Raw genomic sequence first — 19,570 nt, 5'->3', positions numbered from 1 at the left:
TAGAAGGTTATTGGTTCAGCTTCCACCCATTTCATCGGTGATTTGCATCTTCATAGCGCCCTTATCGCACATTTCATCGCGACAAGGGGGTGAGACTTCGGCATGCACACTACGAAGCTATTATCTCGCGAAAGCCGCCAAGGCGTCCTTACGCCACGCAAAAAACCTCGAAGGGGGCTCGGGGCAAGTGGCGGCCAAGGGGCTACCGCTTGCGTGAAGCACGCCTTCGAGGGCTTTTAACTCAAATGATTCTGTGTATTATTTGTCTGACGCGGAACGGAACGTCACGGGCGTGACGTTGTCGTTCTTCAGCACATCGAAGATGTCTTGGGGCTTGGTTGTCACCGGACCACGCATGAAGATGGTTACGTTGTAGCTCTTCATGAACTGGTGGTAGAAGTCGGGATCGCGCTGCGGCACCACAAAAGCCTTTGAGGGCTTGCCGTCTTTGTCGATGTGGGCGATGTAGGGACGGGTGTAGACGCCATCGTCGCGGCGGGTTGAGAAGATGATCCAGCGACCGTTGGACGACCACTCATGGTAGCTCTCCACGTTGTTGGAGTTGGCCGCCGTGAGCGGACGACTCTCAAGAGTGGTGAGGTCGGTGACCCAAAGGTCGGCGTCGCGGTGCCAGATATGGAAACATCCCCATCCGCCCAAGCTATAAAGCAGGAATCGACCATCGGGCGACACACGAGGGAACGTGGCGCTCTTGCCCATCCCGGCGGCGTCGAACACCATCTCGCGAGAACCGAACGTGCGTGTCTTCTCGTCGAAAGGCAGGCGGTAAATGCTATATTTTATTTCCTTGGCACGGGCTATGGCCTCCTTGTCGTGGTCCACCGTGTCGCGGTATTCGAAATGGGCGCTCGAATAATAAAGGTACTTGCCATCGGGCGACCAGCAGGGGAACACCTCAAACTCGTTGGGATCGTTGAGAATGGTCGACACCTCGTTCTTGTCGGGATCGAAGAGGATGAGGTCGCTCTGCGAGTCGAGCACCTCAATCTTGTTGATGTCGCGCGTATGGAAACTCTGCATGGTCTTGTTGGTGGAATAGGCCAAGAGCTTCAGCGTAGGGTGCCAAGCGGGATAAACACCGGCTGAAAGGATGCTGTCGCTCTTCATGTTCACCTTCTGCATCTTGCCATCATACTCGATGAACGTACCGCCATGGTACTGGCGAGCATGGAACTGATAGCGGTCGGGGTTGTAGTTTTGTACGTTGTGGCAGTTGATACACTGTCCGTCGCTGTCGTTGGCCGCAAGCATGTTGTTGTAGATCACCGATTCGTCGAAGTTCTCCAAGCAACGCTGGTTGATGGTGAGCTCCTCGTAGGTGACGTAAGATGGTGCAATGAGACGATAGGAAATATACGGGTCGATGCTGTCGGGACTGACGCTAATGGCGAAGGGCTTGTAGTGGGTCCACTGCCCTTGGTTCTGGGCGTAGATGTCCACGCGGATATCGTGGCCCTTGGCTGCGGCTGCCAAAGCCTTCCATTCGTCGAGATCGGGCTGTGCCTTCAGTCCACCACAAAGGATCTCCTGGTCGCCGAAGCTATAGCGCGTAACCATGTCCTCGGCAGGTGTGGTGAGCTCCATGGTGAGCGGTGCGATGTTCACCGGCACCGTCACGTTGGTGTAATCGGGGTAAACGGCTGGCAACTTAGCGGTCTCGCTATACTGCGCGGGCACCTCCACCTTGCTGCATGAGGCGAGGAAGAGCGACAAAATGAGTAACAGTGTGAGGGCGGCGCGATGGTGAAGGCGCAAGCCCATGGGATATGTTGTCTTTCTGAGTTTCATTTCTTCAGTGTTGATGTTGTGTAAATCCATTGCGAAGTGGTCGCGTCACGAGCATCAATAGCTCTTCAGACCACGGATGAGGAAGTACTCGTAGTAGAACGTTCCGCCAAATCGGGGATAGAGCAAGGGCTTCATCTGCTCCTCGGTCATTTCGCCCATCTCCTGCGCTGCGGCCATGAAATCGTCATAGTTCTTCTTCACCTCCTCATCGAAAGGCATGTGACTGATGTCTATCTTGTTCTCCAAATGGCCATAAAGGTAGGCGGCCTCCTGGTAGTGTATGGGCATACGCTGGCCATTGTGCAGGTTGGCATACTTAGAGAACTGGGTCCAGAACACGGGTATCTGCTTCGACTGCAAGGCTGCCTGTAGACACGCCTCCTGGTAGACGGGGTCGTTGGAGTTGTCGTTCGAGAAGTTGTTGATGAGGTAGAGCTCCACAAGCGAGTTGTCGGAAGTGAGCTCATCGGGGCCGCTCAGGAAATGGAGGATGGGCTTCATCTCCACATCGTTCTTCACAAGACTGCGATTGGTGAGGTAAGGCTCATAGTGTTCCGCATAATCCTTATAGTATTTTGTCGACTTGAGCAGGTCGATATACTTCTTGGCCACCTTCATCTCGCCATTGAGGATGGAGCATTTGAGCATGTATTTCAGGTAGTCGACGCACCAGCCATACTCCACACCGTCCTCCAAGCACCAACGGTAACAGAAGTTGAGCTTGCCGTAATGATAATAGATGAGCTTGGCACCCGTCTGCGAAAGGCGCACCTGGAACGGCGCATCAGGGGCGGCGCTGCCGTTCTTGTAGTGGTACATGTTGTCGCCGGCGGTGCCTTGGCGGAAGAGGGCGAGGTTTTTCAGCATCCACATCATGCGGGTGGGCTCCTCGTTCTCGCCAAGGGTCTGATAGGTTTGTAGCACCTTATCCCAGTCAAGGTCTTCCACGGCGTGGGTCATGATGAGCTCGCGGCGGAAGTTGTTGTCCTTATACCAACCCATCCAGGCACCCACCACGAGGATAGCAAGCACGGCAATATTGCCCAAAACAACGTAGCTACGGCGTACCGTTTTGCGCCACGAACCATAGGCAAGCGCAAAGAGGGCGAGCACAAGTGTGAGCAACTCGAAGGGCAGATAATAACTATTGTGTTCGCCATAAAAAGTATAGATAGGTAGGGCGGTGGTGTAAATACCGCTCTCTGGTGTCTGACAATACACGTAACGATAGCACACAAGAGGCACAAAGATGATGGCCACAACGGCCACAATGGTGGCTACAACCTTGCTGAGGAGCTGGTCACGCAAACCATTTCCCATTCGCCAAGCCAACAAGGCCATGAGACCTGTGGCCATCAAGCCGTAGTAGCCCAGCAGGGGATAGGCCACCACTGTGCTGAGAAGCATGAACAGGTTGCGCAATTGGAAACGGCCCGAAAGGACGCGATAGAGCCAAACCAATCCGACGGCTACAGTGGTGCCGATGGTGGCGGCAAACACGTGTCCGCGAAGCTTCAGGTAGAAAATCCAGTAACCCATGTCGACCACGGTGATGAGCAGCATCACCACGGGCACCAAGAGCAGGGCCGACGCATAGGCAGGCAGGCGAAACGCTCGCTTGGTGAACCACATGAGCAACATCCACCACAGGCTCAGCAACGCAACACCAAGCCAAGGATGGTAGAAATACTGTGTGAGATAAGTGCCCAACCAGGTGAGGAAGCCTCCCGAAACCACCATCTGTTGCTCAAAGAACAGCGGGGTGTAGAGAAACAGGTTGAGCTCTTGCACTCGGAACAAGAAGTCGGAGTCGTAAGCAAGGAGGGCTACGGCAATAGCCACTAATCCCAATACGGGGAGCACCCAACCGATCACGGTGCGCGTCAAGGGCGACAAGCCACTCTGCGCGACAGGTGCTGACGAGGCCGAACGGCCGTGGTGAGAGGTCGATAGGTGGGTAGCAGCGTCGTGAGCCTTGACTGATTTGTCTTTCTTTAGTTTCTTATCATTCATTTCATTCAGGTCATTTGAACCGTACAAAAGTACTAAATAAATGTGAAAAGTATGTAGATTTCAGTAAAAAACAAGTATAAGCACAAGTAAATTAGCGCGAATCAAATAATCAACAAGGCACACCTATGGTCGCAATCCACCTAAGCAACGCATGGCGCTCGTCTGAGAGGAGCCTATATAATAAGGTGTGTTTTCTCACGTCTGGTGTGAGACGAGCCATCTCATTATGCCCATTGCGCCAACCCTGCGAGCGACTTATCGCTTTGCTTCTTCCCAGCAAGCCGCTCTCCCACCCTCCATTGCGCCAACCCAGCGGGCGGCGTAACATAAAAAGCCCGGCTGCATAACACATGCGGCCGGGCCTTATGGGGTTATGTGGTGGGCAACAAGATGTTGTGCCCATCACCTTGGGGCAACTTACTCTGCTGCCTCGTTGTTCTCCTGATGGTTGTTGTGGCGGGGCTGACGCTCACGACCGCCCTCACGGCGAGGACGACGCTCGCCACCCTCACGACGGGGACGGCGCTCACGCTCCACGTAACCCTCGGGCTTCTCCACCAACACACGGTGAGAGAGCTTGTACTTGCCAGTCTTAGGATCGATCTCAAGGAGCTTCACCTGGATGTGGTCGCCCTCCTTGATACCAGCCTCCTCAACGGTCTCCAAGCGCTTCCAAGCAATCTCAGAGATGTGGAGCAGACCCTCCTTGCCAGGCATAATCTCTACGAAGCAGCCGTAAGGCATGACGCTCTTCACAACGCCGTCGTACACCTCGCCCACCTCAGGGATGGCCACGATGGCACGAATCTTCTGGATGGCAGCGTCGATCGACTCCTTGTTGGGAGCGCTCACCTGCACGTGGCCTACGCCATCAGCCTCATCGATGGTGATGGTTGAGCCGGTATCCTCCTGCATCTGCTGGATGATCTTACCGCCAGGGCCAATCACGGCACCAATGAACTCCTTAGGAATATCGAAGGCCTCAATACGCGGAACCTGAGGCTTCATCTCAGCGCGAGGCTCAGAGATGGTCTTCATCATCTCGGCCATGATGTGCTCACGGCCAGCCTTGGCCTGCATCAGAGCGCGCTCAATAACCTCGAACGACAAACCATCGCACTTGATATCCATCTGAGTGGCGGTCAGACCGTTCTTCGTACCAGTGGTCTTGAAGTCCATATCACCCAGGTGATCCTCGTCGCCGAGAATATCAGAAAGGATGGCGAACTTGTCCTCACCAGGGTTGTGGATGAGACCCATGGCAATACCTGCCACAGGATTCTTGATGGGCACACCGGCGTCCATCAAGGCGAGAGTACCGCCGCAGACGCTGGCCATTGATGAAGAACCGTTCGACTCGAGGATGTCGCTCACCACACGAACCGTGTAGGGGAAGCCCTCGGGAATCTGACCCTTCAGAGCACGCCATGCCAAGTGGCCGTGGCCAATCTCGCGACGGCCGGGACCGCGCTGGCTCTTTGCCTCTCCTGTTGAGAAGGGAGGGAAGTTATAGTGGAGCAAGAAGCGCTGATAAGCACGTGTCACAGCACCATCAACGAGCTTCTCGTCGAGCTTTGTGCCCAAAGTAACGGTGGCCAGAGACATGGTCTCACCACGCTGGAAGTAGGCTGATCCATGAGGCATGGGCAGCGGAGACACCTCGCACCAGATGGGGCGAACCTCATCGGTCTTACGGCCGTCCATACGCAGGCCCTCGTCAAGGATGCAACGGCGCATGGCGTCGCGCATGGTGTCGCCCCAATAGCGACCTGCCTCAGCGTGCTTCTCCTCGAGCTCCTCCTCTGAGAGGTCGGTGTGGGCAGCGTCGTACTTCTCCAGGAAGTCGGCGATAGTCTTGTCGAAAGCATCGTTGCGCTCCTGCTTCGGAAGCGTCTGATGGATGATGTCGTAAGCGGGCTGGTACAACTCGGCGTGGATCTGCTTGCGCAGGTCCTCATCGTTGATCTCGTCGTTGTACTCGCGCTTCACATTTGTGCCGAGCTCCTTGGCCAGCTCATCCTGCAGGTCGCACATCGGCTTGATAGCCTCCTGGGCAGCCTTCAGAGCGCCAATCAGGTCTTGCTCCGACACCTCGCTCATCTCACCCTCAACCATCATCAGGTTGTCCTTGGTGCAACCAACCATGATATCGAGGTCGGCGTCCTTCATCTGGTCGAATGTCGGATTGATGACATACTCGCCATTGATGCGAGCCACACGGCACTCAGAGATGGTGTGCTCAAAAGGTATGGTGGAGCAGGCCATGGCAGCAGAAGCTGCAAAGCCAGCGAGCGCATCGGGCTGATCCTTGCCGTCGCTAGAGAGCAACCAGATCTGCACGAATACCTCACAGTGGAAATCAGAGGGGAACAAGGGGCGCAAGGCACGGTCCACAAGGCGTGAGACGAGGATCTCTTCGTCGCTGGCCTTACTTTCGCGCTTGGTGAAGCCGCCAGGGAAACGGCCTGTGGCATAATACTTCTCCCTGTAGTCTACTGTCACCGGCATGAAATCGGTGCCGGGAACTGCTTCTTTGGCTGCCGTAACGGTGGCGAGCAGCACGGTGTTGTTCATGCGGAGAACAACGGCACCGTCGGCTTGCTTGGCAACCTTTCCGGTCTCAATTGAGATGGTCCTTCCATCTGGCAATTGAACGGTCTTTGTAATTACGTTCATCGAAAATCTTAAAAAAATCTTATTGTTTTGACTAACATCTAAAAAATCTGCGGACAAAGATACCTATTAAAAATGAAACTGACGAAGAAAACAATACTAAAATTTACCCAAGAAGGCGTTTTTAGTTTTTTTACGATATTTATTAGGGTAAACGTTTGCGTCAGTCTAAACTTTTTCTTACTTTTGCACCCTGTAACTACTATCTAACTTTCACAAGCTTATGAGAAAATTTTACAAGCATCTACTGATTGGATTGCTTCTCTGTTCTGCTACGGTTACGCAAGCAGCGACAATGAGTTTCACTACCAACAAGGCAGTGGGCGAAACCTTCGCCATCGCCATGAACCCCGGACTGACGGTCACCGTCACATGGGCAAACGGAGAAAAGGAGACCTTTGTCACCGATGGATCGATGCAAACACTAACGTTGGCGTCGTCTGCGTTCACCTTGGAGACCGACACAGAAGTGACCTCTCTTTATGTTGCTGGTAACGGCCTGACAAACATGGACCTTACCAACATTAGCAGTTCGTTGAAGAAGCTCTATTGCGGCAACAACGAATTGGTAACCCTGAACCTCACTAACTTCAAGAACCTCGCTGAGATCGACGCCCAAGGCAACAAGCTGACCACCTTCAAGGTCTACGGCCCTCAGATTGTCAATGGTTCCGACAACCAGTTGGCCACCTTCGCCGTCTCACTGCTTCCCCGCCTGAAGCAAGTCTATTTGGCCGACAACCAGCTGAAAGGCCTTGGCGTTAGCTCGATGACGGGAGTGGAGCAGCTCTTTTTGCAGCGCAATGCCATAAAGACGCTGAAGCTCAACAAGTGCACATCGCTCAAGGTGCTTTCGGTTTCCAACAACGACCTGACCGCCTTAGACACCAAGGGCCTGAACAACCTGACAGACATTTGGGCCGGCGACAACGAGCTCAAGCAGCTCGATGTTACATCGTGCGGCAGCCTGCAGAGCCTCGTGGTGCCCAACAGCGGCCTGACCACTGTGACTTGGAACGAGGATTGCAAGAAGACATTGTCGCTCGTCGACCTGAGCAACAACAGCCTGTTCTACAACTCTTTCCCCACCACTCGTAACAACAAGGTGCTCACCACCGCCATTCTCGCTCCCCAGAACCCCTACCCCCTGGTAGAGGAAGGATATGTTTACACCAATGAGGAGTACAACTGGGGCAACGGGAAATACGAGCCCATGTCGACCAACGGTTGGGGCCAGTCGTCAGCTCCGATGATCAGCATCATCGACAGCAACAACAACGAGCTGACCGAGAGCAAGACCGCCGAGGGTGGCGACTACAAGAACTACATTCGCCGCATCACATTCTGGGATTCAGCCTTTGGCAAGACCGTCAGCATCAAGGCCACATCGTCCTATTATCCCGATATTGTCTTGACCACCACTCCGTTCCTCGTAACCACACCTACGGGCATCAACGGCGTTACCACCGACAACAACCAGGAGAAGCCTGCAGTTTACTACAACCTCAACGGACAGCGTGTTGACAAGCCTACTCACGGCATCTACATCGCGAACGGCAAGAAAGTCATTATCCGATAAACAGAATCACCATGAACAAACATAAGATTTTTGCTACCGCCGCTGCTGTCCTTTTGTCACTGACAGCCAGTGCGCAAACCAAGCTTAATAACACCACCAACGCCGCCAAGATCATGCTTCCTGGCGACACCATCACCTTGGGCTACAACAACGACTTCGCCGTTGTGCCCATCAACGCCACTTGCGACTACACGGTCAACTCGCCCGAGACATGGGTGAAGGTGCAGAAGGACGCCAACGGCAACCTCGCCATGTTCTCAGAGTTTAACGTCAGCGGTGTGGACCGTTACGCCACCGTGACCCTGACCAGCATCGACAGCTCCTACACCGCCCAGTTTGTCATCGACCAGCAGCCCAACACCATGGAGGGCGCCGCATCGAGAAGCACCGACCGAAAGATCAACATCGGCTCGGCCACCGACAACCAGCACATGGACGGCTATGGCATCGAGAATTCGTACGACAGCAACCCTAACACGTTCTACCACTCACCTTGGGGCGGCACATCGACCAAGTTCCCCGTGGTGCTCACCTATCGCCTGTCGATTCCCGGCCATGTAGACTACGCCGTCTACACTCCGCGCCAAGACGGCAACAGCAACGGTAACTGGGGTAACGTCACTATCGAGTACCAGCTGTCCGACAGCACATGGGTAACCCTTGGCAACTACAACTTCGGCCAGGTGGGAACCGACACGAAAGTGAAGTTTGGCGATGAGGGCATCGATAACATTTGCGCTGTGCGTTACACCATCTCCGACGGTGGCGCCGGCTTTGCCAGCTGCGCCGAGATGGCCTTCTACCAGCGCGACAACTCTACCACCGAGTACCTCCGCCAGTTCTTCGCCGACGACCTCTGCACCACGCTGAAGCCGGGCATCAACAAGGAGACCGCCGTTAAGATCAAGGACCAGTTTGTCAAGCGCTTGGTTTACACACTGCTCGACGGCAACTACTCTACCAAGTTCCGCGTGGGCGAGTTCCGCGCCTACAAGCCCGTATCTTCATTGCAGCAGGAGCTGAAGACCTCTCATAGCTATTGCAACCACGAGAACCCTACTGGTATCTTCGTAGAAAAGGGTGAGCGCATCGCCGTCATCGTCGAGGGCATCACCGACTACGCTGTGGGCATGAAGGTTCGCAACTTCGGTCCTACCGTGTTCGCCGAGAGCAACTACACCCTGTCGAACGGTGTGAACATCATCACCGTGAACAACAGGGGTAACATCTACGTGAACTATTACACCAACGACTATGCCAAGGCTCCGAAGGTGAAGATCCACTTCGCCATGTGCACAGAGCATGGTTACTTCGACCTCACAAAGGGCATGACCAATGAGGACTACAACGCCATCATCAACAACACCAACGGCGATTGCACCGACCTGCTGGGCTACCACTGCCAGATCAACTTCCCCACTCAGACCCTGAAGCAGAACTGTAAGGATGCCGTGTGGCTCGTCAACACCTACGACAGCATCGTATCGTCTGAGTTCACCATGATGGGTCTCTACAAGTACAACCGCGTCTACGGCAACCACCAGACCGTGATCTGCGTAGCTAAGTCGGCCGGTCTCTACCACGCCAGCAACGACGGCATGTGCGTTCCTGTCAACGCGCTCAGCCAGCCTTCCTCATCTAATCCCGACTACTTCGACTACTGGGGTGCCGGCCACGAGCTGGGTCACAACAACCAGACCGACGGTGTGATTTGGATTGGTCTCACCGAGGTAACCAACAACCTCCTGGCCGCCTTCGCACAGGACCGCACCCAGGAAAGCGGCTTCCACCGCATGGAGAACGAGGGCAATGGCGATAAGGCTTACGGCTTTGTGAACAACATCATCAAGCCCAACATGATCAACCCGAACAGCACCTTCCATCAGAGCCACAACGTATGGTCGACAATGATGGCCTTCTGGGGCATCCATTGCTACACCTACGGAGCAGGCGTCGACTCAACCGCTTATCCGAGAATCTTCGAGAGAATGCGCACCATGGATCTTCCCAGCAAGAACAACGGCATCGGCCAGAACGCCGACTACACCGCCGACGGTGAGCAACAGCTCAACTTCGTAAAGCAGGTTTGCGACATTACCAAGACCGACTACACCGAATACTTCCGTCTCTGCGGCATGATGATGCCTCACAACGAGATTATCGGCGACTACGCCAACCGTCGTCTGCAAATCACACAGGCCATGGTCGACGAGCTTCAGAGCTACATCGACAGCAAGCATTACCCGAAGGCTCCCGCCGGTTTGTACCTGATCAACATCTACAACACCAAGCCTTTCCGTGAGAAGCTCACCGTTCCCGAGGGCATCGCCGTTGGCACCGGTTGCAGCGTTGCAAGTGGCAAGATCACCATCAAGCACTCAGCATGGCCCAACGTCATCGGCTTCAAGGCTTACGACGCCAACGGCAAGCTGGTTGAGATCTACAGCTACGGTATCGGTTACGTAGGCAGCAACAAGAACTACCGTCCGTCATACACAAGCGTTACACTGGGCAGCAACGTGGCCTACATCAACGCTGTGAGCTACGATGGTAGCGAGACGCTCTGCTACAAGAAGTAATCAGCACCACAATCCTTGGGCGTTCAAGGCGCAAACCCTAACGCCCAAGGATTGACCAACCACCACGAGGGTTACCCACCATGGCGCTCGCCATTCCAAATTGGCGCACACCCCCTATCCAAGTAACCCGCGACCCATTAAACCCCAATCGGTCTTTAGACCGAAATCTAACGACCGATTGGAGTTAAATAGGGGAGGCTTTGCACCACATGGCAAAGCCTCCCCTATTGGTTTTTAACCCAAAAATCCTATGGATGCTCCATTCATCACACAATAATCCCCCCACTGGGTTAGCCCTTCTGCTGACTGTTGGTCACAATCCAAGCGCTCAGCAGCACCAAAGCCAACGACACAGGCTTGTCCCAACTCAACAGGTCCTGGCCAATGGCGATAGCCACAAACGACGCCACAATGGGTTGCAGGTTGGTATAAACCGACACAGTGGTGGTCTTCAGATAGCGCAAGGCGAACGGGATGGCGAAGAAACCGGCCACCGTGGCAAACACCACAATAAAGGCCATCTCGGCCACACCGCTCCACGCCCATTGGCTTGAATAGAGCCGCGAGGCTTGCAAGTCGGTCCATGAGAAGGGCAACACGGCGAGGGTCGACACCAAAAACACCCATTTCATCTGCGTCACGGCCGTGTATTTCACCGACACCTTTCGCGTAATGATGAGGTACACAGCCCACGTCAACAGCGAGAGCACCGCCAGCCCTATGCCCAACAGGTCGTTCATTCCCGAGCCACCCTGCCAGCCCACCATCACCATGAGCAGCGCGCCCACCACACCGATCGCCACTCCCAAGGCACCACGCAGGCTAAGGCGCTCGCCAATGAGCAAGGCTGCGCATACCATGGTGGCCACAGGCGTGAGTGTGGCGATGATGCTAAAATATACAGGGGTGGTAAAATGCAAGGCCCATGCGGTGAGCGTTTGCGAGACCACGAAGCCCAACAAGCCCCCACCCATGATGACCAGGAGGTCGCGACGCTCCACACGCTCGCGTGGCATGAAGAGCGAGATGAGCCAAAATATGGCGGCGGCGCCCATGCAGCGCGTGGCCATATAAGCCATGGGCGACACCCATTCGTCGAGAAGCAACTTGGTCACGGGCACTCCGAGACCGAAAATCACATTGGCCAACAACACGGCAGAGTGGCCTTCTATCTTATGTTTGTCCATCATGCGTGCAAAGTTAACGCTTTCGTCAGAAACAGAAACACCCCACCGACAATAAGATTCCCTTCTACCAAGTTTATCGACATTTTGTCGCCCTAAGCGTTCCAAGGACCGCATTTTCCATCCATTTGCGAACACCTGCGAACCCAACCCCCATATTGCGCACAATTGCAAACCCCATTTCTTGCTTTCTTAGCATAATTCAACTATCTTTGCCAGCGTAAAAACCAAAAAACAAATGCCGCATGACGAGTTACGACCTACTTCCCTTCGCACCCTTCACCACCCGCGAGTGGTTTCTGGTGGGCATCTTCCTGGTTACCTACGCCGCCCTGTTGGTGGTAACCATACAAAACAGCCGGCGCAAGATGCAGATACTCAGAGACCGCCTCGACAAGGCCCGACAGATACAAGCCGACCAGCAGGCCATGAGCCAACAGAGCCTTGAGGCCAACCACAAGCGAGTGGCCGAACTGGAAGAGCTCATCCAAAAGCTCGACGATGAGAACGACGTACTGCGCCTGGAGCTGGAGGAGAAGAAAGCGCGACTCGACTACAACAACAAGGTTGCGGTCATCGAGAACGAGAAACGCAGCAAAGCCGACCACATCATCTTCTCATCACCAGTCTACATCCGCCTGCAAGACCTGCTCGACCGGGGCGAGAGCATGAGCAACGAGGAACAGTCGCAGCTCGACAAAGTAATCAACTCGGTCTATACGGGCTTCACCTCACAACTCTATGGCCTCTACCGCATGACCTCACAAGAGTATGCCGTGTGCTTGCTCATCAAGGCTCGCTTCGCCCCAAAGGACATAGCCACCCTCACGGCCCATAGCAAGGAGAGCGTGGCCAGCACGCGCAGCCGCCTTTTCCACAAGGTGTTTCAGCGCAAGGGAACCACCAAGGAGTGGGACGACTTCGTGCTCTCCCTCTGACCCTCACACACACCTCACCATTCCACACCGATCATACCAAACAGAACATCATAACCCATACCACTATGTTAGACTACATCACATCCAACCTTTGGCAGCTCTGGACGGTCCTCGCCGTCGGTTGTCTTATCATGGAACTTGTCTCTGGCGGTTTCTTCATCATCTGCTTCTCGGTAGGAGCAGTGGCCGCTGCCCTCACCACCCTTATCGGCGGACTGGGCCTGCAAGTGTTTGCCTTCGTTGTGTTCTCGGCTCTCAGCATCTTCTTGGTGCGCCCCTTCGCGCTCAAATACTTGCACGACGACAAACCTGCGCCCGTGAGCAACGCCGACGCCATCATCGGGCGCATAGGCCGCGTCAGCGAGACCATCACCGCCGGACATTTCGGACGTGTGGCCATCGATGGCGACGACTGGAAGGCGCAAGCCTCAACCACCAAGCACGACATCAGCGTCGGACAACTGGTCAAGGTGGTAGGACGCGAGAGCATCATCATCGACGTGGTGCCCGCAACCACCCCCAACCCCACCAACAAACCCGCGTAACAATCAGCTTATTTACAAACCTCTAACACATAACTACCATGTCTTACGTACTTATTGCACTCGTGGTGTGCGTGTTGATCTTCGCCAAGATGGCGTTGGTCATCATACCACAATCGGAAACCAAGATCGTTGAGCGTCTCGGCCGTTACTACGCCACGCTCAACCCCGGCATCAATGTCATCATTCCCTTCATCGACCGCGCCAAGGAGATCGTCACCATGGCCAACGGCCGCTACCTCTACACCAGTCGCATCGACCTCCGCGAGCAGGTGTTCGACTTCGCCCGCCAGAACGTTATCACCAAGGATAACATCCAGATGGAAATCAACGCCCTGCTCTATTTCCAGATTGTCGACCCCTTCAAGGCCGTCTACGAAATCAACAACCTGCCCAACGCCATCGAGAAGCTGACGCAAACCACCCTGCGTAACATCATTGGCGACATGGAGCTCGACCAAACACTCACCTCGCGCGACATCATCAACACGAAACTTCGCGCCGTCCTCGACGACGCCACCAACAAATGGGGCATCAAGGTAAACCGTGTGGAGCTGCAAGACATCATCCCACCCGCAAGCGTGCTGCAGGCCATGGAGAAGCAGATGCAGGCCGAGCGCGACAAGCGCGCCACCATCCTCAACTCGGAGGGCACGAAGCAGGCCCAAATCCTTCAGTCGGAGGGTGAGAAGCAAGCCAAGATCAACCGTGCCGAGGCCGAGAAACAACAGGCCATTCTCTTGGCCGAGGGTGAGGCGCAGGCCCGCATCCGCAAGGCCGAGGCCGAGGCGCAAGCCATCGATCGCATCACCGAGGCCGTAGGAAAGACCACCAACCCCGCCAACTATCTGTTGGCCAAGAACTACATCGCCATGATGAAGGAGGTGGCCTCAGGCGACAAGGCGAAGACCGTCTTCCTGCCTTACGAGGCGTCTAACCTCATGGGAAGCCTGGGCGGCATCAAGGAACTGTTCAATCAGTAGGAAGCCATCAGCAATCCATACATTTTCTCTTAATCATAATGAGGCGCAAACCCGGGAGCAACTCCTCCCAAGGGCTTGCGCCTTTTCGTTTTCGTCCCATCACAACTAATAATCCCCAATCGGTCATTAGACCGAAATAAGGAAAATAGTAGGATGTTATGGTTTCTTTCCAACTCTTGTCAGCGTTTCTTTCGGCATCTTGCTTCCATTCTCGTTTCGCCATAGCCCGCTATGGCTTCAACGAGAATGTCGCAACCTGCTCGAAACAAACACTAACAACAATTGAAATCTAACGACCGATTTGGGATAATCCTTTACAAAACGTCAACTTAAAAGTATTGGCGTAAAATATGGGACATAATCTTACGATTTGAAAGCAATAAAGAAATGTTAGATTCTAACTTTGTTGTTTTTTTTAGATAGATTGCAACATCTGCAAGTGTTCAAAACGAAAGTAAAATGTTATTTTTGCAACCACTTTGATAGGAAAAGTTATTGTTTTACTGATTAATTGTAATTTCTATGGGGAAAGGATTGTATAATGCAGCCTACGAGCACGACGCTTGTGGTGTGGGCATGGTCGTGAACATCCACGGCAACAAGAGCCACGATCTCGTCGACAACGCGTTGAAGGTTCTCGAGAACCTACGCCACCGTGGTGCCGAGGGCGCCGACGGCAAGACGGGCGATGGTGCTGGCATCTTGCTGCAAATACCACACGAGTTCATCTTGCTTCAAGGCATTCCGGTGCCCGAGAAGGGAAAGTATGGCACCGGCTTAGTGTTCCTTCCGAAGGAAGCCAACTGCCAACAGCTCATTCTCTCAATCATGATCGAGGAGATCGAGCGCGAGGGCCTGTCGCTCACCCACCTGCGCACGGTGCCCACCAACCCGGGCTGTCTGGGCGAGGCTGCCCTGGCTACCGAGCCCGACATCAAACAGGTGTTCATCACCGGCGTCACCGACGACAAGGTGCCGACATTCGAGCGCACATTATACATCATCCGCAAGAAGATCGAGAACCGCGTGGCCCAGTTGGGCGCCCAGCATCCCGAGATGCCCATCAACGACTTCTACGTATGCTCCCTGTCGAGCAAGAGCATCATCTACAAGGGTATGCTCTCCAGCTTGCAACTGCGGCAGTACTATCCCGACCTCACCAACAACTACTTCACCAGTGGCCTGGCCATTGTCCACAGTCGCTTCTCCACCAACACATTCCCCACGTGGAGTCTGGCGCAACCCTTCCGCATGGTGGCCCACAACGGTGAGATCAACACCATCCGAGGCAACCGTGGATGGATGAAGGCGCGCGAGTCAGTGCTGTCGAGCGAAACGCTGGGCGACATCCGCAACATCTCACCCATCATACAGCCGGGCATGAGCGACTCGGCGAGCCTCGACAACGTGTTCGAGTTCTTCGTCATGAGCGGTTTGTCGCTTCCCCATGCCATGTCGATCATGATTCCCGAGAGCTTCAACGACAAGAACCCCATATCCGAAGACCTGAAGGCCTTCTATGAGTACCATTCCATCCTCATGGAGCCTTGGGATGGCCCCGCCGCGCTGCTCTTCTCCGACGGACGCTTCGCCGGCGGCATGCTCGACCGCAACGGTCTGCGCCCAGCGCGTTACACCATCACCAAGAACGACACGATGGTGGTGGCGTCGGAGGTCGGCGTCATGGACTTCGACCCCACGGAGATTGCCGAGAAGGGTCGTTTGCAACCCGGAAAGATTCTGCTCATCGACACCCAGGAGGGCAAGATCTACTACGATGGCGAGATTCGCGAACGATTGGCCAACGAGCATCCTTACCGCCAATGGCTCAACACCAACCGCATCCAGCTCGAGAAGATACGCAGCGGACGCAAGGTGAGCAACGCCGTCGACAACCTCCAGAGCAAATGTGTGGAGTTTGGCTTCGGTCGTGAAGACATCGAAGACACCATCGTTCCCATGGCCGTGAAGGGCCAGGAGCCCACAGCCTCGATGGGCAACGACACACCGCTTGCCGTGCTCAGCGACCGCCCGCAGATCTTCTTCAACTATTTCCGCCAGCAGTTCGCGCAGGTTACCAACCCCGCCATCGACTCCATCCGCGAGAATCTCGTCATGAGCCTCACCGAGTACATCGGTCGCGTGGGAACGGGAATCCTCAATCCCAACGAGTCGAACTGCAAGATGGTGCGCCTTCCCCACCCCATCCTCACCAACACCCAGCTCGACATTCTGTGCAACATTCGCTACAAGGGTTTCAACACCATCAAGTTGCCCATGGTCTTTGAGGCCAAACAAGGTGAGAGTGGTTTGCGCGACGCGCTCGACCGCCTTTGCCACGACGCCGAGAAGAGTGTCGACGAAGGCTACAACTACATCATCCTCACCGACCGCGACGTCGACACCACGCATGTCGCCATCCCATCGTTGCTGGCGGTGAGCGCCGTCCACCATTACCTCATCTCCGTGGGAAAGCGCGTACAGACGGCCCTTATCGTCGAGTCGGGCGAGATACGCGAGGTGATGCACGCCGCCCTTCTCCTGGGCTATGGCGCGTCGGCTCTCTGCCCCTACATGACCTACGCCATCCTCGACGACCTCGTGAAGCAGCGCAAGATACAAGAAGACTATCCCACGGCCGAGGCCAACTACATCAAGGCCGTGAAGAAGGGCCTGTTCAAAATCATGGCCAAGATGGGCATATCCACCATCCGCAGCTATCGGGGAGCTAAGATATTCGAGGCCATCGGCTTGTCCGAGTCGCTGCTGAAGACCTATTTCGGCACCGACCACAGTTCCATCGGTGGCGTGGGCCTGAAGACCATCGCCCACGACGCCATAGCCCTTCACGACGAAGCGTTCCGCGAAGAGGAGGCGAGCATGAAGCCTTCCTACATAGAGAAGCCCCTTCCCACGCTCGGACAGTTCCATTGGCGCCGCGACGGCATTCGCCACGCCTGGAACCCCGACACCATCGCCACGTTGCAACTGGCCACCCGCCGCGGCGACTATCCTCTGTTTAAGAAGTACACCCAGATGGCCGACGACAAGGAAGAGCCCATCTTCATTCGCGACTTTTTCGACTTCAAGCGCGCCGCCACGCCCATCGACGTGGCCGAGGTGGAGCCGGTAGAGTCTATCGTCAAGCATTTCGTCACCGGCGCCATGTCGTTCGGCGCCCTGAGCAAGGAGGCCCACGAAGCCTTGGCCCTGGCCATGAACAAGCTCGGCGCACGCTCCAACACGGGCGAGGGCGGCGAGGATGAGGAGCGCTTCCATACCTCGGTCGATGGCATCTCGCTGTCGAGCAAGACCAAGCAGGTGGCCTCCGGCCGCTTCGGTGTCACCACCGAGTATCTCGTCAACGCCGAGGAGATACAGATCAAGGTGGCCCAAGGTGCCAAGCCGGGCGAGGGCGGCCAACTCCCAGGCTTCAAGGTCAACGAGATCATCGCCAAGACCCGCCACTCCATTCCAGGCATTTCGCTCATCTCGCCCCCACCTCACCACGACATCTACTCCATCGAAGACCTGAAGCAACTGATCTTCGACTTGAAGAACGTCAATCCCCGCGCAGCCATATCCGTGAAGTTGGTGGCCGAGAGCGGTGTGGGAACCATCGCCGCCGGTGTGGTGAAGGCCAAGGCCGACCTCATCGTCATATCGGGCGCTGAGGGCGGAACGGGCGCCAGCCCTGCCTCCAGCATGCGTTTTGCCGGTATCTCTCCCGAGATCGGACTGGCCGAGACGCAACAGACATTGGTTAAGAACGGTCTCCGTTCGCTCGTTCGCCTGCAGGTGGATGGCCAGCTCAAGACCGGTCGCGACGTCATCATGACGGCCCTGCTCGGCGCCGAGGAGTATGCCTTTGGCACAGCAGCGCTCATCACCTTGGGATGTGTCATGATGCGCAAGTGCTCGCAAAACACCTGTCCCATGGGTGTTGCCACCCAAGACCCGAGGTTGCGCGCCCATTTCATGGGCACCTACCAGCACGTGGTCAACTTCTTCACCTTCCTCGCCGAGGAGGTGCGCGAGTATCTGGCACAGATGGGCTACCGTCGCCTCGACGACATCATCGGCCACACGGAGCTCATCGTGCGCAAGCCGTTGGAGGCCAAGGCCGCCACACCGCTTGCCGCCGACAAGGCCAAGGCGGCTGCCGTCACACGCAAGTGGAACGCTCTCGACTTTACCCGCCTGCTGCACCAGGAGCATGGCGACACCTCGTTCTACTGCACCAAGGCGCAGGAGCACGACCTCGAAGGGGTGCTCGACGAGCAGATGATCAAGGCCGCCGCCAACACCATTGAGACGGGTGGCGAGATCGACCTCGACTATAGCATACGCAACACCAACCGCGCCGTGGGTGCCATGCTCTCGGGCTACATGGAGCATCAGCGCACCGAGAAGATCGAGCGTGAGATGCACGCCACGGGCGAGAGCGTGAGCGCCGTGGTCGAACGGATGGCAAAGGCCCGCAGGGCGCAAATCAACGTGAAGTTCAAGGGGTCGGCCGGACAGAGCTTCGGCGCATTCCTCGTCAGCGGCGTCGACTTCAAGCTCGAGGGCGACACCAACGACTACTTCGCCAAGGGCCTCTCAGGCGGTCGCGTATCGATACTGCCGCCCATCCGTTCCAACTTCGCCGCCGAGGACAACATAATCGCCGGAAACACCGGCCTCTACGGAGCCACCAGCGGAGAGCTCTATGTCAACGGCAAGGTGGGTGAGCGGTTCGGTGTGCGCAACTCGGGCGCCATTGCCGTCGTGGAAGGCGCAGGCGACCACTGCTGCGAGTATATGACCGGCGGACGCGTGGTGGTGCTCGGCGAGACGGGCCGCAACTTCGCAGCCGGCATGAGCGGTGGCGTGGCCTACGTGTGGGACAAGAACCACAACTTCGACTACTTCTGCAACATGGACATGGTGGAGATCAACCTCGTGGAGGAGAGCAGCTACCGCAAGGAACTGCACGAACTCATCCGCCAACACTACCTCTACACTGGGTCGAAATTGGCCCGTACCATGCTCGACGACTGGAACCGCTACATCGAGGACTTCATCCAGGTGGTGCCTATCGAGTACAAGCGTGTGCTGCAAGAGGAGCAGGTGCGCAAGCTGCAGCAGAAGATCGCCGACATGCAGAGAGACTATTGAGGCCACATGGCCGAAGGCCATAACGCCACATGCGGCACACCTCATTCAACGCAGCCGAAGGCGACAAAGCTTCACGCCACATTGCCGAAGGCGACAACCCAACATTCAAC

General features: G+C 55.7%; 10 protein-coding genes. 6 read left to right on the top strand and 4 right to left on the bottom strand.

What is annotated here, in order from left to right:
- Positions 1-258 precede the first annotated feature (258 nt).
- The 3 genes from KM934_RS04730 to pnp form a co-directional block, all read right to left on the bottom strand.
- On the bottom strand, positions 259-1,809 hold the full coding sequence (locus tag KM934_RS04730) for a TolB family protein (protein WP_215759473.1): 1,551 nt from the start codon (positions 1,807-1,809) through the stop codon (positions 259-261).
- Between the two features lie 54 nt (positions 1,810-1,863).
- A complete protein-coding gene (locus tag KM934_RS04725) occupies positions 1,864-3,822 on the bottom strand; it encodes a DUF6057 family protein (RefSeq protein ID WP_215759472.1) in 1,959 nt (652 codons plus the stop codon).
- A 417-nt stretch (positions 3,823-4,239) separates the two neighbouring features.
- The gene (gene pnp / locus KM934_RS04720) at positions 4,240-6,498 is read right to left on the bottom strand and encodes a polyribonucleotide nucleotidyltransferase (RefSeq protein WP_215759471.1); all 2,259 of its coding nucleotides are present in this window, start codon (positions 6,496-6,498) and stop codon (positions 4,240-4,242) included.
- 220 nt (positions 6,499-6,718) lie between these two features.
- Here pnp and KM934_RS04715 point away from each other — a divergent pair, with 220 nt between their 5' ends.
- Entirely contained in the window at positions 6,719-8,074 is a 1,356-nt protein-coding gene (locus KM934_RS04715; RefSeq protein WP_215759470.1) for a leucine-rich repeat domain-containing protein, read from the top strand.
- Positions 8,075-8,085: 11 nt separating this feature from the next.
- Entirely contained in the window at positions 8,086-10,653 is a 2,568-nt protein-coding gene (locus tag KM934_RS04710; RefSeq protein WP_215759469.1) for a M60 family metallopeptidase, read from the top strand.
- A 290-nt stretch (positions 10,654-10,943) separates the two neighbouring features.
- On the opposite strand, the gene KM934_RS04705 is transcribed toward KM934_RS04710, so the two are convergent.
- Entirely contained in the window at positions 10,944-11,843 is a 900-nt protein-coding gene (locus tag KM934_RS04705) for a DMT family transporter (protein ID WP_215759468.1), read from the bottom strand.
- A 239-nt stretch (positions 11,844-12,082) separates the two neighbouring features.
- On the opposite strand from KM934_RS04705, the gene KM934_RS04700 reads away from it, so the two are divergent.
- The 4 genes from KM934_RS04700 (at position 12,083) to gltB (ending at position 19,460) form a co-directional block, all read left to right on the top strand.
- Entirely contained in the window at positions 12,083-12,775 is a 693-nt protein-coding gene (locus KM934_RS04700; RefSeq protein WP_215759467.1) for a hypothetical protein, read from the top strand.
- 65 nt (positions 12,776-12,840) lie between these two features.
- Positions 12,841-13,320 carry an NfeD family protein gene (locus tag KM934_RS04695; protein WP_215759466.1) on the top strand — a complete coding sequence of 160 codons (480 nt, stop codon included), beginning with the start codon at positions 12,841-12,843 and terminating at the stop codon, positions 13,318-13,320.
- 38 nt (positions 13,321-13,358) lie between these two features.
- The gene (locus KM934_RS04690) at positions 13,359-14,300 is read left to right on the top strand and encodes an SPFH domain-containing protein (protein WP_215759465.1); all 942 of its coding nucleotides are present in this window, start codon (positions 13,359-13,361) and stop codon (positions 14,298-14,300) included.
- Between the two features lie 522 nt (positions 14,301-14,822).
- Positions 14,823-19,460: a glutamate synthase large subunit gene (gene gltB / locus KM934_RS04685; protein WP_215759464.1), complete on the top strand. Its 4,638-nt coding sequence runs from the start codon at positions 14,823-14,825 to the stop codon at positions 19,458-19,460.
- Positions 19,461-19,570: the final 110 nt, after the last annotated feature.

The sequence above is a fragment of the Hallella faecis genome (assembly GCF_018789675.1).
In the GTDB taxonomy this organism is placed as follows: Bacteria; Bacteroidota; Bacteroidia; order Bacteroidales; family Bacteroidaceae; genus Prevotella; species Prevotella faecis.
Note: the sequence above shows the minus strand (reverse complement) of the source record. Positions and strands in the feature narration are given on the sequence as shown.

Coding starts and splice junctions, on each gene's coding strand:
- gltB (WP_215759464.1), top strand. CDS start 14,823: ATGGGGAAAGGATTGTATAATGCAGCCTACGAGCACGACGCTTGTGGT.
- KM934_RS04710 (WP_215759469.1), top strand. CDS start 8,086: ATGAACAAACATAAGATTTTTGCTACCGCCGCTGCTGTCCTTTTGTCA.
- KM934_RS04695 (WP_215759466.1), top strand. CDS start 12,841: ATGTTAGACTACATCACATCCAACCTTTGGCAGCTCTGGACGGTCCTC.
- KM934_RS04730 (WP_215759473.1), bottom strand. CDS start 1,809: ATGAAACTCAGAAAGACAACATATCCCATGGGCTTGCGCCTTCACCAT.
- KM934_RS04725 (WP_215759472.1), bottom strand. CDS start 3,822: ATGAATGATAAGAAACTAAAGAAAGACAAATCAGTCAAGGCTCACGAC.
- KM934_RS04705 (WP_215759468.1), bottom strand. CDS start 11,843: ATGATGGACAAACATAAGATAGAAGGCCACTCTGCCGTGTTGTTGGCC.
- pnp (WP_215759471.1), bottom strand. CDS start 6,498: ATGAACGTAATTACAAAGACCGTTCAATTGCCAGATGGAAGGACCATC.
- KM934_RS04700 (WP_215759467.1), top strand. CDS start 12,083: ATGACGAGTTACGACCTACTTCCCTTCGCACCCTTCACCACCCGCGAG.
- KM934_RS04715 (WP_215759470.1), top strand. CDS start 6,719: ATGAGAAAATTTTACAAGCATCTACTGATTGGATTGCTTCTCTGTTCT.
- KM934_RS04690 (WP_215759465.1), top strand. CDS start 13,359: ATGTCTTACGTACTTATTGCACTCGTGGTGTGCGTGTTGATCTTCGCC.